At 71.2% G+C, this 17855-nt stretch carries 1 protein-coding gene; it reads left to right on the plus strand.

Going from position 1 to position 17855, the window contains the following annotated elements:
* The first annotated feature begins 18 nt into the window (after window positions 1–18).
* Window positions 19–17751 (plus strand): amino acid adenylation domain-containing protein, encoded by a 17733-nt coding sequence (locus ACWEVR_RS00580; RefSeq protein WP_452465261.1) that lies wholly within the window; start codon window positions 19–21, stop codon window positions 17749–17751.
* The last annotated feature ends 104 nt before the right edge of the window (window positions 17752–17855 follow it).

Here is a 17855-nt window from a genome sequence, read left to right on the forward strand (position 1 = left end):
CGATCGGATGGGGCTGTCGTGACCAGGGCGTCGCGGGCGTCCGGTACCCGAGCCAGGCAGCGGGGCAAGACGCTGCCGCAACTGCTGTCCGTGGCGGTGGAATCCAATCCGGGTGGGGTGGCGCTGAGCTGGTCCGACGGTGTGTCGGCGCCGGTTCGCCTGACCTACGGCGAACTCGACGAGCGCGCCAACCGGTTGGCCCGGTTGCTGATCGAGCGTGGAGTCGGTCCCGAGGACGTGGTCGCCGTCGGCATCGGCCGCTCACCGGAGTCGGTGCTCGCCATGTGGGCGGTGACCAAGGCCGGCGCGGCCTTCCTGCCCGTCGACCCGAACTACCCGCAGGCGCGGGTGTCGCACATGCTCGCCGACGCGGGCGCGGTGGTCGGGCTGTCGATGTCGGCGGCCGTCGATCGCCTGCCCGCCACCGTCGACTGGTTGTGCCTGGACGATCCCTCGGTGCGCCGCGCCGCCGAGGAACACCCCGGCGACCCCGTGACCTTCGCCGACCGGGTGCGCCCGCTGCGGCTACAGCATCCCGCCTACGTGGTGTACACCTCCGGCTCGACCGGTCTGCCCAAGGGCGTCGTGGTGACCCACGCCGGTCTCGCCGGGTACTGCGCCGAGCAACGCGCCCACTACGGCATCGAACCCGATTCGCGCACTCTGCATTTCGCGTCGCCGTCGTTCGACGCCGCCGTGCTGGAACTGCTGATGGCCGTCGGTGCGGGGGCGACCATGGTGATCGCGCCCGCGGGCATCCTCGGCGGTGCCGAGCTGGCCGAGGTGCTGCGCCGCGAGTCGGTGACGCACATGTTCATCACCACCGCCGCCCTCGCCTCGCTCGATCCCACCGGGCTGGACGAACTGGCCGTGGTCACCACCGGTGGTGAGGCGTGCCCGCCGGATCTGATCCGCCGCTGGGCGACCGGCACCCGGCGTTTCCACGATTGCTACGGGCCGACCGAAACCACCATCGTCACCAATATCAGTGCGCCGCTGGAGATCGGCGACACGGTGAACATCGGTGCCCCGCTGCGCGGGGTCACCGAGTACGTGCTCGACGAACGCCTCGTGCGCGTGCCCGACGGCATGATCGGCGAACTGTACATCGCGGGTAACGGGCTGGCGCGCGGCTACCACCGCAGGCCCGCACTCACCGCGTCCAGATTCGTCACCGATCCCTTCGACCCGGCGGGCGGACGCATGTACCGCACCGGCGACCTGGTGCGCAGACGGCCCGACGGCGCCATCGAATTCGTGGGACGCAACGACTTCCAGGTGAAGGTGCGCGGGTTCCGCATCGAGCTCGGCGAGATCGACACCGTGCTCACCGCGCACGAGTCCGTCGACTTCGCGGTGACCATCGGCCACGAACTCGACAACGGCACAACGATTCTCGCTGCCTACGTGCATGCCGCGCCGGGCGCCTCGATCGATCTCGACGATGTGCTCGCCCACGCCAAGGCCGGTCTGCCCGCCCACATGGTGCCGACCGCGCTGACGGTGCTCGACACCATCCCGCTCACCCCCGTGGGCAAGCTCGACCGGGCCGCACTGCCCGCGCCGACCCTGCGCGCCGCCGAATTCCGCAGGCCGTCCGGGGCGATGGAGGAGCTGGTCGCCGCCGTCTTCACCGACCTGCTGCACCCGGCCGACCTGATCGGCGCCGACGACGACTTCTTCGCCCTCGGCGGTAACTCCCTGCTCGCCACCCGGGTCGCGGCTCGGCTCGGCGCCGAGCTGTCGACCCGTGTTCCGGCCGGGCATGTCTTCGAAAGTCCCACTGTCGCCGGGCTCGCCGCGCTGCTCGAGCCGCTGAAGGGCGCCGGTGGGCACGCGCCGTTGACCCGGCGCGGCCGTCCCGCGCTGATCCCGCTCTCGCCCGCGCAGCGGCGGATGTGGTTCCTCAACCAGTTCGACCCGAACTCCACGGCCGAGACGATCCCGTTCGCCCTGCGCCTGACCGGGCCGTTCGACGCGCACGCGCTGTACGCGGCGTTGTCGGATCTGGTCGGCAGGCACGAATCCCTGCGCACCTGGTACCCGGTGCTCACCGCCGGTGAAACCGTCGACGGCGACGGTGTGGCCGAAGGTGTCGGGCACCAGGTGATCCTGCCCGCCGCCGACGCGGTGCCCGAGGTGCTCGTAGACAGCCTGTCCGAGGACGAATTGCCGCTCTGGCTGGCCGAATTCGCCGCCAAGGGCTTCGATGTGGCGGCCGGGGTTCCGCTGCGGGTGGCGCTGGCCGAGCTCGGCCCGCGCGATCATGTGGTCGCGATCGCCCTGCACCACATCACCGCCGACGGTGCCTCCATCACCCCGCTCCTGCGCGACCTGCTCGGCGCCTACCTGGCTCGGCGCAACCGGTCCCGGCCCAGCTGGGCGCCCCTGCCGGTGCAGTACGCCGACTACACGCTGTGGCATCGCGAACTGCTCGGCGCCGAGGACGATCCCGACTCGCTAGCCGCCGCCCAGATCGCCTTCTGGCGCGACACGCTCGCCGCCCTGCCCGACCGCCTCGACCTGCCGACCGACCGCCCGCGACCACCCGTATTCACCGGTCGCGGTGCGGAATTCGGCTTCCAGATCCCCGCCGCCGTGCACACCGCGCTCGCCGACCTGGCCCAACGCACCGGCACCTCGGAGTTCATGGTCGTGCACGCCGCGCTCGCGGTGCTGCTGAGCCGGGTGGCCCACACCGACGACATCGCCATCGGCACCCCGGTGGCCGGGCGCGGTGCCCGCGAACTCGACGACCTGATCGGCATGTTCGTCAACACCCTGGTCCTGCGCACCCAGGTGGACCAGCGGGCGAGCTTCCTCGAGCTGCTGCGGGCGACCAAACGCGCCGACCTGGCCGCCTTCGCCCACGCCGACCTGCCCTTCGAACGGCTCGTCGAACTGCTCGACCCGGTGCGCTCGCAGGCGCATCATCCGCTGTTCCAGGTGGCGTTGTTCTTCCAGAACCTCGACCTGCCGACGCTGCGGCTGCCCGGCATGGAAGTGGCGCCGGTCGAATTCGGTGGGGCGGTGGCGCGTTTCGATCTGCAACTGACCGTCGTGCCCGGCACCGATCCGGCCGAACCGATGGCGGCGCTGTTCACCTACGCCACAGATCTGTTCGACGCGGAGTCCATCGAGAACCTGGCCGGACGCTTCACCCGCCTGCTCTCGGCGGTGACCGCCGAGCCGTCGCTGAGTGTGGCCGAAGTCGACCTGCTCACCGACGACGAACGCCACCAGAGCATCGTCGCCTGGAACGACACCACCCACCCGGTGGCGCCGGAGCTCGTACTCGATGCCTATCGCCGTGCGGTGCAGGCCCATCCGTCGGCGACGGCGCTGGTGTACGAGGGTGTCGCGCTCACCTATCGGCAGTTCGACGAGCGGGTCAACGCACTGGCCCGCGTGCTGATCGGCGCGGGTGTCGGCCCGGAAAGCCTTGTCGGACTGGCTGTCCGGCGCTCGCCGGAACTGGTGATCGGGATGTACGCGGTGCTCACCGCCGGTGGCGCCTACGTGCCGCTCGACCCCGACCATCCGGCCGACCGCATCGCCTACATCCTCGACACCGCCCGTCCCGCCTGCGTGCTGAGCACCCGCGCCGACGCCACCGCCCTCCCCACGGGGATCGACGTGGTGCTGGTCGACGAACTCGACACCACAGGTGTGTCCGTCGAACCGGTGCGCCCCGAGGAACTCCTCGCCCCACTGCACCCTGAGCACCCCGCCTACGTCATCTTCACCTCCGGTTCCACCGGCAAACCCAAGGGCGTGCTGATCTCGCATGCCGCCATCCACAACCAGCTGGTGTGGATGCTGGCGAAATACCCCCTGGTCCTGGGCGACGTCTACCTCCAGAAGACCGCGACCACCTTCGACGTGTCCCTCTGGGGTTACTTCCTCCCCTTGCGCGTGGGGGCCACTCTGCTGCTGGCGACCCCCGACGGCCACCGCGATCCGGCGTACCTCATCGATCTCATCGACACCCACCGCGTCACCGTCACCGACTTCGTCCCGTCGATGCTCACGGTCTTCGCGGCACAGGCCCGTGCCGGTCGGCCGGAAATCGAATCCGTGGCGAGTGCGTCGGCACGTCGTGAAGGCGCTTCCGGTGTGGTCGTCGACGCCGCCCAAGCCTCGGCCGGATCCGGCGACTCGGCACAGCCGCGACGTACGCCGGGTGGGCTGCCGCAGCGCGTACCCGGGAATTCCGCAGGGCTCCAAGGTGGTCCGGCACGCGGGGCGACGGGGGATGCCGGTGAGGCCTCGCCCGGGCTCGGTGGCTCGACGCAGTCCGGTTCGGGTCCACGACAGGCGCACGGTCTCGGTGGTCCGGCCTCGGCGGCCCCGTCGGGATCCGTCGGGGATCGTGTCACCCGTGAGCGGCTGTTGCGTTCGGCGCTGGCAACCGCGCCCGCTCAGGAGGACGAGCCGCCCGCGTGGTCGCTGCGGGCCTCGCGGACGTCGGCCAACCCGCTACCCGGCCCCGTCGATGCCCAGCCTGCCAGCCTGTCGACATTGCGCGACGTGTTCGTGATCGGTGAGGCGTTGCCGCCGGAAACCGTCGATGCCATGGCCGAGGTGTGTTCGGCGCGGCTGCACAATCTGTACGGGCCGACCGAGGCGGCTGTCTCGGTGACCTACTGGCCCGCCAGGGCGGGGGAGCGGTCGGTGCCGATCGGCCTGCCGCAGTGGAACACTCGCGTGTACGTGCTCGACGAGCGGCTGCGGCCGGTGCCGCCGGGCGTCGCGGGTGAGCTCTATCTCGCGGGCGATCAGCTCGCGCGCGGGTATGTCGCGCGGCCCGGTCTCACCGCCGACCGGTTCGTCGCCGACCCGTTCGCCGCCGATTTCGGTGGTTCGGTCACCGGCGCCCGCATGTACCGCACCGGTGACCTGGTGGTGTGGCGCAGGCCGACCGCGGGCGAGCCCCAGCGGCTCGACTACCTGGGACGCATCGACTTCCAGGTGAAGTTCCGTGGCCAGCGCATCGAACTCGGTGAGATCGAAACCGCCCTGCTGGCAAGCGAATCCGTGAGCCAGGCGGTGGCGATGGTCGCCGCGACGGAACTGGGTGATCAGCTGGTGGCCTATGTGGTTCCGGCGCCCGGCCGCGCCGCCGACCCTGATCGCCTGCTGGCCTCGATCTCCAAAACCCTTCCGGCGTATATGGTTCCGGCCGCCGTAACGGTGCTCGACGAATTGCCACTCAACCCGAGCGGCAAACTCGACCGCAAAGCACTGCCCGCACCGCATTTCACCACGCGCGCCTTCCGCGCCCCGGCGACCGCGGCCGAGAAGCTGATCGCCGCGCTCTACGGTGAAGTGCTGGGGCGCAAGGATATCGGCGCCGCCGACGATTTCTTCGCCCTCGGCGGAAACTCCCTTGTCGCAACCCGGCTGGTCGCCCGCCTCGGCGGCGCCACCGGCAGCCGCATCCCCGTGCGCACCCTGTTCGAGCACCCGACGGTCGCGGCGCTGGCCGCCACCCTCGACCCGGCCGCCGTCGACGCGACGGTGGACACCGCCTCCACCCTCGGCAGCCTGGACCGCCCGGCCGAACTCCCACTGTCACCGGCTCAGCGCCGCATGTGGTTCCTCAACCGCTTCGACCAGGGCGCCGCCGGCGACGGCACCGCCGCCTACAACCTCCCCTTCGCGCTGCGCCTCACCGGCAACCTGGACGTCGACGCCCTCACCACGGCGTTGCACGACGTCCTGGCCCGCCACGAAGTCCTGCGCACCGTCTACCCCGACACCGGCGACGGCCCGATCCAGCGGATCCTGCCCGCCGACGAGGTCGACCTCGGCATCACGGTCCACCGCATCGGTGAACCCGCCGACCCCTTCGCCACCACCAAGCTCCCGGTCGTGAACGCTGCCGCCGACGCGGCTGGACAGCCCTTCTTCCGTTCGGGTGGCCGTTCGCTACCGGGCGGGAACGGGCACCTCGGCGAGGACGGCGCCCCGTTCCCCGGTGCGGATCACCCGACCTCCGGCGTTTCCGGTTTCGGGGACGATCGGCCCGCCGGTGTGGGGGCCGCCGAGTCCGGGTCCGGCGCGGAGCTGGTCGAACAGATCACCGCACTGGCCTCGACCGCCTTCGACGTGACGACCGAGGTGCCCTTGCGGGTGCGGTTGTTCGAGGTGACCGGTGCCGATCCGGACGCGCCGACGGAATACGTGCTCGCGGTGGTGGTGCACCACATCGCGGCCGACGCCTCGTCGATGGCGCCACTGGTGCGGGATATGACTATCGCCTATCTCGCACGGGCGGCCGGGCACGCGCCCGACTGGGCGAGTCTGCCGGTGCAGTACGCCGACTACGCGCTGTGGCAGGTGGACCGGTTGGGCGCGGAGAGCGACCCGGAATCCCTTGCCGCACAACAGGTTGCCTTCTGGCAGGCGGAACTGTCCGGGCTGCCGGACCTGCTGGAACTGCCCGCCGATCACCCGCGCCCCGCCGTCGCCTCGCTCGCGGGTGACCGGGTGCCGGTGCGGATCGACGCCGACACCCACGCCGGGCTCGCGCGGATCGCGCAGCAGACCGGATCGACGGTCTTCATGGTGCTGCACACCGCCTTCGCCGTGCTGCTCGCGCGGCTGGCCGGTACCGCCGACGTGGCGGTCGGGACACCCGTCGCCGGACGCGGCGAACGCGAACTCGACGATCTGATCGGCATGTTCGTCAACACCGTCGTCCTGCGCACCCGCTACGACGGGAGCGCGGTCTTCACCGATCTGCTCGCCGACCAGCGCTCCCGCGATCTGGCCGCCTTCGCCGCCGCCGACGTGCCCTTCGAACGGCTCGTGGAGGTCCTCGACCCGCCGCGTTCCACGGCACGTCACCCGCTGTTCCAGGTCGGCCTGTCCTTCCAGAACGTGGACCACGCCACCCTCGAACTGCCTGGTCTGCGGATCGCCCCGGTGCCCGCGGACCTCGCGGTCTCGCAATTCGACCTGCACCTGATCGTCGGTGACGGGTACGCCGAGGACGGCAGCCCCACCGGCATCGAAGGGTTCTTCACCTACGCCACCGACCTGTTCGACGCCGCCACCGTGGCCGGGTTCGCCGAGCGGCTGAACCTGCTGCTCGACGCGATCGTGCGGGAACCGGCCCGGGTGGTCGGCGATGTCGACCTGCGCACGGTAGTCGAGCGGTCGAGCGAAATCGTCAGCGGTGCCGCCGATCTCGCGATGCCGACCGGCACCCTCGCCGACCTTCCCGCCGCGGCGCGGCCCGAAGCGATCGCCCTCGTCGCGGACCTGCCGGAGGGTCGTCTCGAACTGACCTATGCCGAGTTCGAGGCGCGCGCGAATCGCCTTGCCCGCCACCTCATCTCGCTCGGTGTCGGCCCGGAGTCGCTGGTCGCGCTCGCCCTGCCGCGTTCGGTGGACCTGGTGGTCGCCATGTACGCGGTGGCTCGTTCCGGCGGCGCCTACGTGCCGATCGACCCGGATCAACCCGCCGACCGCACCGACTACATCCTGCACACCGCGGCCCCGATCTGCGTGCTCTCCAACGGTTTCCACACCGACGCGGCGCCCGTGGTCCGGGTGGACCATCCGGCGGTGCAGTCCGCCGATCCGGCCCCGGTGACCGATGCGGATCGTCGGGCGCCGCTGCGTCCGGAGAACACGGCCTACGTCATCTTCACCTCCGGATCCACCGGACGACCCAAGGGTGTCGCGGTCCCGCATGCGGCGGTGGTCAACCAATTGCATTGGCTTCGTGCCGAATTCGAGACGACCGCGGCCGACGCGTTCCTGCTGAAGACGCCCGCCACTTTCGACCTCTCGGTGTGGGAGTTCTGGTCGGCGGCCGTCTGCGGTGGCCGCCTGGTGATCGCCGCACCCGACGGGCACCGCGATCCGGCCTACCTGGACGCGCTCATCGCCGACGCGGATATCACCACACTCACGGCGGTACCGTCGCTGCTCGACACCCTCGTCGGCTACTGGGAGGCGACCGCGCCACCCCTGCGCCGCATCCTGGCGATCGGCGAAACACTGCCCGCCGCGCTGGCACAGCGACTGCTGAATACCTTGCCGGACACCAGGATCGACAACCTCTACGGTCCCACCGAGGCCGCCGTCTCGATCACCGACCATCGGGTGACTTCCGCCGATACCGAGACCGTCCCCATCGGCACGCCCGAGTGGAACAGTCGCGTCTACGTGCTCGACGAGCGCCTGCGTCCCGTCCCACCCGGCGTGCGTGGCGAGCTGTACCTCGGTGGTGTTCAGCTGGCCAGGGGTTACCTGCGCAAACCGGCCCTCACCGCCGAACGTTTCCTGGCCGACCCCTTCCAGCCGGGTGCTCGGATGTACCGCACCGGCGACCTGGTCATCCGCACGCCCGCAGGCAGCGAGACCCGTGGCGAACTGGTCTACCTGGGCCGCACCGACTTCCAGGTGAAGGTCCGTGGCTTCCGGGTGGAGCCAGGCGAGGTCGAGGCCTCGCTCCTCGCTCTCCCTCAGATCGCCCAAGCCGCCGTCCTGGCACGCACCGACGCCCACTACGGCGACCGCCTCGTCGCATACGTGGTGCCGACGGACTCCCGCGTGGCCGAAGGTGGAGACATCACCGGGGCGTCCGGCGGCACCGCTCCAGGCGCGAGCACGCACGCGGCTGTCGGCGGCACCCGCTCTGAATCGGCCGTCGGCCGCCCCGCGCATTTGGGTGCTGCCGCTGCCGAGAACTCGGTCGCGGCATCCGCGCCGGTCATTCGCCCGGAACTCGATGTGGCGCAGGTCAAGTCAGCGATGCGGGAGAAACTTCCCGCGTACCTGGTGCCCGAGGCATTCGTGGTGCTCGATGCGCTGCCGCGCACCGTCAACGGCAAGCTGGACCGCGCTGCGCTGCCCGCACCGGTCTTCGAATCCGCCGCTTTCCGGGCGCCGACGACGCCTACGGAGCAGCTGATCGCCGGGGTCTACGCCGACATCCTCGGGGTGGACGACGTCGGTGCCGACGACGACTTCTTCGCCCTCGGCGGCAACTCCCTGCTCGCGACCCGTGCGGCCGCCCGCATCGCCGAGGCGTTGAACCGCGCGGTGGGCGTGCGACTGCTGTTCGAGGCCCCGACGGTCACCGAACTCGCGCTGCGGGTGCACCGGGCCGACGAATTGTCGACCCCGCGCCCGGTCGCGGGACCGCGCCCGGCCGAGGTGCCGCTGTCGCTGGCCCAGCAGCGCATGTGGCTGCTCAACCAGCTCGACCCCGACGCGACCGTCTACAACATCCCCGCCGCCATCCGCCTCACCGGCACCCTCGACCTGCCCGCCCTAGAGGCCGCCGTCCGCGACCTGTTCACCCGCCACGAAGTCCTGCGCACCCGCTACCCGGCGACCCCGCACGATCGGGTCCGGCAGCCTGCGGCGCTCACCAGGGGAACCGCCGCCGGGCAACCTGTGACCGGTGCGTCGGTGGATGCCACCACAGCGCACCGTGACACGGGGACGGCTGGGCAACCGGCGACCGGTGCGTCGGCGGGCACCACGGCCGAGCACGGCACCGAACGGGAAGGCTGGGACCGGCCCGTGCAGGAGGTGCTGGCTCCGGGGGCGGTCGACCTCGACCTCACGCCTGTTCCGGTCACCGCCGACGACGTCCTCGCCGAAGTGCGATGCACCGCCTCGACCGGGTTCGATGTCACCGCCGCGCCACCGGTCCGGTTGCGTCTGCTCCGGCTGAGTGCCGACGAACACGTGCTGGTGTTCGTCGCGCATCACATCGCCGCCGACGGCTTCTCGATGGGCCCACTCACCAGGGACCTGGTGCTCGCCTACACCGCGCGCACCTCGGGTGCCGCGCCCGCGTGGACTCCGCTGCCCCTCCAGTACGCCGATTACGCGGTGTGGCAACGCGATACGCTCGGCGACGAGACGGACCCGTCATCGATCGCCGCGAACCAGCTCGTCTACTGGACCACCGAACTCGCCGACCTCCCCGACGAGATCGACCTGCCGACCGACCGGCCACGCCCAGCGGTGCAGTCCTTCGCCGGTGCCACAACAGGTTTCGACATCGACGCCGACCTGCACGCCGGACTCGCCGCACTGGCACGGCGGGAAGGCGTCACCCTGTTCATGGTGGTGCAGGCCGCGCTCGCCACCCTCCTGGCCCGCCTGTCCGACACCGACGATGTCGCCATCGGCACCCCGATCGCCGGTCGCGGCGCGCGCGAACTCGACGACCTCGTCGGCATGTTCGTCAACACCCTCGTGCTGCGCAGCCGCATCGCGGGCGACGAACCGTTCACCGCGCTGCTGGCCGCCACCCGCGACACCGACCTGCGTGCCTTCGCCCACGCCGACGTCCCGTTCGAGCGGGTCGTCGACGCGGTCCAACCGGCGCGCTCGACCAGCAGACACCCCCTGTTCCAGGTGGCATTGTCGTTCGAGAACCTGGCGCCGGTGACCGTGGAACTGCCCGGTCTCGCCGTGCACGCCCTCGACGCCCGCACCGCCGACGCCAAGTTCGACCTGCTGCTCACCGTGCGCGAACAGCAGCGCACCGGCGGCATGTACGCCGAATTCACCTACGCCACCGACCTGTTCGACGAATCGACGGTGCGTACTCTCGGTGCCCGTTTCACCCGCCTGCTGGCCGCCGTCGCCGCGGACCCCACCGCGCCCGTCGGCGATATCGACCTGCTCGACGAGCGGGAACTCGCCGCGCAGACGACCTTCGCGGGCCCACCCGCCGCGCCCGCGCGCACCCTCGCCCAGCTCATGGGCGACGCGGTCCGCGCCAACCCGTCGGGAATCGCCCTGCGCGGCGGAGGACGCGGCTTCACCTACACCGACCTCGACGCGGCCGCCAACCAGTTGGCCCGTGCGCTCATCGCCCGTGGCGCGGGCCCGGAAGTGCCGGTGGCCGTCGCCATCCGGCGATCGGTGGAATCCGTGCTCGCGCTGTGGGCCATCGCCCGCACCGGCGCGGTGATCGTGCCGATCGACCCCGGCTACCCCCTCGACCGGATCGCGCACATGGTCGCCGATTCGGGTGCGACCCTCGGCGTCACCCTGGCCGCCGAACTTGCCGACCTGCCCGCGTTGCCCGCCGCCGGTGGCTGGGTGGCGCTCGACGACCGCGCGTTCACCGCCGAGGTCGCGGCCAATCCCGGTGTCGGGCTGCGCGAGATCGAGCTCCTCGGCACCGCGCGCCCGGGCGGCGCGGCGTACATGATCTACACCTCCGGGTCGACCGGTCTGCCCAAGGGCGTCGTGGTCACCCATGCCGGTGTCGCCAACTTCTGTGCCGAACAGGTCGAGCGCTACCGGCTCGACAAGTCCACGCGCGCACTGGCATTCGCCTCGCCGTCGTTCGACGCGTCCATGCTGGAACTGCTGCTCGCCCTCGGCGGCGCGGGCACGCTCGTCGTCGCCCCGGCCGACAGTGTCGGCGGCACCGACTTGGCCGAACTGATCCGCACGGAAGGAGTGAGCCATGCCTTCCTCACCCCGACCGTGCTCGCCACCCTCGAGCCCGAGGGGCTACCCGATCTGCGCGTCCTGATCGTCGGCGGCGAGCACCTGGCCGAGGACCTCGCTGCTCGCTGGGGCACGCCGCCGCAACGCCGCTTGCACAACGCCTACGGCCCCACCGAGGCCACCATCGCTGCCACGATCAGCGCACCGTTGCAGGGCACCGACGTGAACATGGGTGGCCCGATCCGTGGCGTCCGCGCACTGATCCTCGATCCGCGCCTGCACCCGGTGCCCGAAGGCACCACCGGTGAGCTCTACGTGGGCGGTATCCAGCTGGCCCGCGGTTACCATCAGCGCGCGGGCCTCACCGCAGCCCGCTTCGTCGCCGATCCGCACGGTCCGGCCGGTGCCCGCCTCTACCGCACCGGCGACCTCGTCCGCCGCCGCGGCGACGTGCTGGAATACCTGGGCCGCAACGACTTCCAGGTGAAGATCCGTGGTCTGCGCATCGAACTCGGCGAGATCGATGCCGTGCTGGCCGCCGCACCCGGTGTCAGCTGGGTCAGCACGATGGGCCGCGACAACGGTGCCGGATCGACCATGCTCGTGTCGTATGTGCAAGGCACCGATCTGGAACCGAGCGCACTCACCGCCACCGCCGCCGAGACGCTGCCGGACTACATGGTGCCCGCCGCCGTCGTCGTACTCGACGAACTACCGCTCACCCCGAGCGGCAAACTCGACCGCCGCGCCCTGCCCGATCCGGTGCTCAGCCGCCGCGAGTTCCGGCCGCCGCGCAGTTCGGCCGAACGCGCCGTCGCCCGCGTGATCGGTGAGGTGCTCGGCCACGACCGGGTCGGTGTGGACGACGACTTCTTCGCCCTCGGCGGCGACAGCATCACCGCGATTCAGGTGGTGTCGCGGGCCGCCGACGCCGGCGTCACCCTGCGCCCGCGCGACCTGTTCGCCGCGCGCACCGTCGGCGCCCTCGCCGAGCGCGCGCAACTCACCGCCGAGGCGACCACCCGGACCGGCGCCCTGCCGCTCACCGCCACCGCCGCCCAGCTCCTGGAAGCGGGGGAGCAGGCCGTCGAACCACGTGCCCTGCTGCTCGACGTGCCCGCCGACTGCCCCGACGAGGCCGTCGCCGCCGTCGCGGCCGCGGTGATGAACCAGCACCCCATGCTGTGGGCGGTCCTCGACCGCACCGAATCCGACCCGGTGCTGCGCATCCCCCCGGCCGCGGAACGCACCGGTGGTGCCTTCCGCAGGCTGGCCGGTGAGGACGGCGAGGCCTCGCTGCCCGTGGACGACATCGTCGCCGCCGCGGCCGCCGCGCTCGACCCGGACGAGGGCCGCAACATCCACTTCATCCTCACCGGCGACGGCCCGTCCACCCTCGTCGTGGTGGCCAATGCGCTCGTGCTGGACGAGGTTTCCTGGCGCGCCGTGGTCGACCAGCTCACCACCGCCTGGAGCCGGGGCCGTCACGCCGCACCCTCGGCGCCCGACGCGGGTCTCGACGACCTGATCCGCCGCCTGGCCGACTACCCGTCCTCGCCCGCCGCCCGTGCCGAACGCGAGTACTGGCACCGCGCCGTGCGCGCCAGGACGGCCGACTCGGGCGACCTGCGCCAGCGCCGCCGGGTATCGCTGAGCATCACCGGCGAGGGCACCGCCGCCGTCGGCACCGTCGCCGAGGCCTACCGCGCCACGGTCGACGAGGTGCTGCTCACCGCCGTCGCCCTCGCACTGCACACCGCCGCCGATTCGGCGGCCGTCCGCGCGATCGGCAGCGTCGTCCGGCTGCGTGCCGACCAGCGCGTGCTCGGACGGCACGACGCGGAGAACGTGGTCGGCGGATTCACCACCGACTTCCCGCTCGCGCTTCGCCTCGACGGCGTGGACCCGGCCGACGCGCTCGTCGGCGGCCCCGCCGCGGGCACCGCACTGTCCCAGATCAAGGAACTGTGCCGCACGGTCCCGGCCGGCGGCGCCGGCTTCGGACTGCTGCGCTACCTCGACACCGACGCGGCCGACACCGTGCGCACCGTCGACCGCGGCCGCTTCGCGCTCCGGGTGCGCGACCTGCGACCCGCCCGCGTCCACACGGACGTGGCCGTCGACGATCTGGTCCTCGTGCTCACCGTCGACGCCACCGCCGACGGCATGGTCGCCCGCTTCGACTACGCCGCGACGGTCCTCGACGCCGACGCGGTGAAGCACTTCGCCGAGCACTGGATCCGCGCCCTCGGCGGACTCGCCGAACACGGCCTGCGCCCCGACGCGGGCGGATTCACCCCGTCGGACTTCGCCCTGGTCCGCCTCGGCCAGACCGAACTCGACCGCCTGGTGCGCCGCTACCCCCGGCTCAGCGACATCTGGCCGGTGACACCGCTGCAGTCCGGAATGCTGTTCCACGCCCTGCTCGCCGAGAACTCGGTCGACCCCTACATCACCCAGATCGTCCTCGACCTCGACCCGTCCGTCGACACCGAACGCCTGCACACCGCCGCCCAGACCGTGCTCGACCGGCACGACAACCTGCGCGTCGCCTTCGCCACCGACCCGGCAGGCACACCGCTGCAGGTGGTCATCGACGACGTCGACGTGCCGTGGCAGGTGATCGATGCCGACGAAGCCACCTACGAGCGCATCCGAAGTGCCGACCTGGCAACCCATTTCGACATGGCGGTCGCGCCGCAGCTGCGTTTCACCCTGGTGCGCACACCCCAGCGCGCCCACCTGGTGGTGACCAGCCACCACATCCTCATCGACGGCTGGTCGATGCCGCTGCTGCTGCAGGAGCTGCTCGCCGCCTACACCGTCGGGCGCACCCGTCGCCTGCCGAAGCCGGCGCCCTACCGCGACTACCTGGCCTGGCTCACCGAACAGGATCTCGACGCCGCCCGCCAGGCCTGGCGTGGCGCGCTCACCGGCCTGGCCGAACCGACCCCGTTGGCCCCGGTCGAGAAGGGCCGCGAAATCGCCTCGGGCACCGGGGAAACCGGCTTCGCGCTCACACCCGCCGATACCGCGGCCCTGACCCGGCTCGCCGCCGACCTCGGCGTCACGGTGAACACCGTGGTCCAGGCGGCCTGGGGTCTGCTCATCGCCCGCCTCGTCGACCGCGACGACGTGGTGTTCGGCGCGACCGTGTCGGGCAGGCCCGGCGCGCTGCCCGGCGTTGAACGCATGGTCGGGCTGTTCCTCAACGCCATCCCTGTGCGGGTGCGGGTGCGGCCCGAGCGCACCGTCGCCGAGCTGCTGCGCACCCTGCAGGACGAGCAGGCCGCCCTGTTCGACTACCACTACCTCGGTCTCGGTGAGATCCAGGAGATCGTCGGTGTCGACGCGCTGTTCGATTCGCTCGTCGTGTTCGAGTCGTTCCCCGTCGACCGGGCGGCGATCGACCGGGCTGCCAGTGGGTCGGCCACCATCACCGGTCTCGACGCGACCAACGGCACCCACTACCCGCTCACCGTGCAGGTGGTGGCAGGCGAACAACTGCGCGTGTCCGTGAAGTACCTGCGCGACGTGTTCGACGCCTACACCGCACACCTGCTGTCCCAACGGTTCTCACTGTTGCTGGCCCGCTTCACGGCCGACCCGCAGTCCCGCCTCGGCGCACTCGACGTGCTGCTTGCCGACGAACGCGGCACCCTCACCGCGCTCAACGCCACCGACGCACCGGAACTGCTCGACGAGTCGACGCTGCTGACCCTGTTCGACGCCCAGGTGGCCCGCACACCCGACGCGGTCGCCGTGATCGACGGCGAGAACAGCTACACCTACGAGCAATTCGACGCCAGGTCACGGAAACTGGCGGCCACGCTGAGCGCGCTCGGGGCCGGTCCTGAGGTGCTGATCGCGGTCGCCATGCGTCGCGGTATCGACCTCGTCACCAGCATCTACGCGGTGTTGCGCACAGGGGCGGCCTACGTCCCGGTCGACCCGGACCATCCGGCCGAACGCACCGAACGCGTGCTCGCCGCCGCGGCACCGCTGTGTGTGCTCACGACCACGGGCACCGGATTCCACAGCAGCGCAAGGGTCGTCGAGATCGACACCCTTGCCCCCGCGTCCGCCCCGCTGACCGAACCGGCACCGGACAACCTCGCCTACGTGATCCACACTTCCGGTTCCACCGGAAAACCCAAGGGCGTCATGCTGACCCACCGTCAGCTCGTCGCCCAGTTCCGCTGGGCGCAACGCGACTACCTGCACAGCCCCGGCGATGTGGTGCTGCACAAGACACCGGTCACCTTCGACATCTCCACCTGGGAACTGCTGTGGCCGTTGCAGACCGGTGCGGCGGTGGTCATCGCCCGGCCCGACGGTCACCGCGACCCCGACTACCTCGCCGAGGTCATCACCGAACATTCCGTCACCACCGTGCACTTCGTGCCGTCCATGCTCGACGCCTTCCTGACCGACCGCCGGGCGGGCCAACTGCCCTCGCTGCGACGGGTGTTCGCCGCCGGTGAGGCACTGCAGGCAGCGACCGCGCGCCGGTTCGCCGAGGTGCTCCCCGGAGCCGACCTCGTCAACTGGTACGGCCCGGCCGAGGCCACCGTCGTCACGGCGACCGAAGTGACTGCGGGGGAGCACATTCCGATCGGCGAACCGGTCGCCAACACTCGCGTCCACGTGCTCGACCGGCACCTGCGACCGGTCCCGCCCGGCAGCGCGGGCGAGCTGTACCTCGAAGGCGTCCAGCTGGCGCGTGGGTATCTCGCCGCGCCCGCGCTCACCGCCGAACGGTTCGTCGCCCACCCGGGTGGCGGCAGGCTCTACCGCACCGGCGACGTGGTTCGGCTCGACGCCGACGGCGCACTGGAATACCTGGGGCGCAGCGACTTCCAGGTGAAACTCCGGGGTCAGCGGATCGAGCTCGGTGAAGTCGAAGCGGTCCTGCGCGGGCATCCGGCGGTGCGGCACGCCGCCGTCGCCCTGGTCCACGGCCCGACCGGTGACCGCCTCGTCGGCTATGTCGTCCCCGCCGAAACGCGCGCCGAGCAGCCGGGAACCGCCACCCCGGCGGCGGGCTACTCCATCGAAAGCGGCACGAGTACAAGTGGTTTGGACGAAGCCGAAGTGCTGTCCTATGCCCGCACCGCGCTCCCGTCGTACATGGTCCCGGCCACGCTGGTCGTGCTCGCCGCGCTGCCGCTCAATGCCAGCGGCAAGCTCGACCGCAAAGCCCTGCCCGTGCCGGCGGCGACCACCCGGCCCTACCGGCCGCCGACCACCCCGGTCCAGCGCGCGGTCGCCGAGGTCTTCGCCGAGGTGCTCGGCGCGGGCAAGGTCGGCCTCGACGACGACTTCTTCGAGCTCGGCGGCAACTCGCTCGTCGCGACCAAGGCCATCAGCAGGCTGCGCACCCGCGTCGGCGCCGACGTGCGTGTGCAGTGGTTCTTCAGCGACGCCACCGTGGCCGCGCTCGCCGAACGCATCGACGCCACCCAGGCGGGCGCCGGCGACTACGACCTCGAATCCGACGACGCCCTCGGCGTGCTCCTGCCCATCCGCAACCGCGTGCCGCACGGCACCGAGGCGGGTGGACCGCTGTTCTGCGTGCACCCGATGTACGGGCTGGCCTGGTGCTATGCCGGGTTGGCTCAATACATTCCAGCGCGCAGGCCGATCTTCGGCCTGCAGTCACCCGCGCTCAGCGAGTCCGGGTATCTGCCGGGCACCCTCGCCGCCATGGCCCGCCGCTATGTCATCGAGATCAAAGCCGTCCAGCCACAGGGGCCCTACCGGCTGATGGGCTGGTCGCTCGGCGGTGTGCTCGCCCACGCCGTCGCCACCGAACTGCAGGCCGACGGCGAGCAGGTGAGCCTGCTCGCCATGCTCGACTCGCACCCCGACATCGACGTCCCCGATTTCCACACCGCCGTGCGCGACGCGCTGGCCGAACTCGGGGTCGACCTGAGCGCCGCCGTGGCGACCAACGGGGTGCGTGAACTCAGCGACGAGGCGCTGGCCGCCCTGCACGCGATCATCCCGGCCAACATGGCCGTGCTCACCCCCGAGCGGGTGCGCCGCATCTATCGCAGTGCGGTGCGTTCGGCGGAACTGATCGCCGAGCACCGGCCCGCCGTATTCCGGGGCAGGCTGGAGTATTTCAGCGCCCTCGGACACGAGAAGGCGGCCGCGAACTGGGCCCGGTATGTCGACGGCGAAATCCGCGATCGGCCGGTCGCGGTGGTGCACGATCAGATGACCTCACCGCAGGCACTCGCCGAGATCGGGCCGCGGCTGGCGGAACTGCTCGACGCGGGCGACCGGGCGACCGGGGCGCGGTGAGGCGGCTGTGGCTGATGCGGCATGATGTGACCGCGCTGTTGTAACGATTACTACTGTTGTATCGAGTGCATAACCCGTAAGGTTCTGCCGTGGTGCAACTACGC

Source organism: Nocardia sp. NPDC003979, assembly GCF_053605015.1.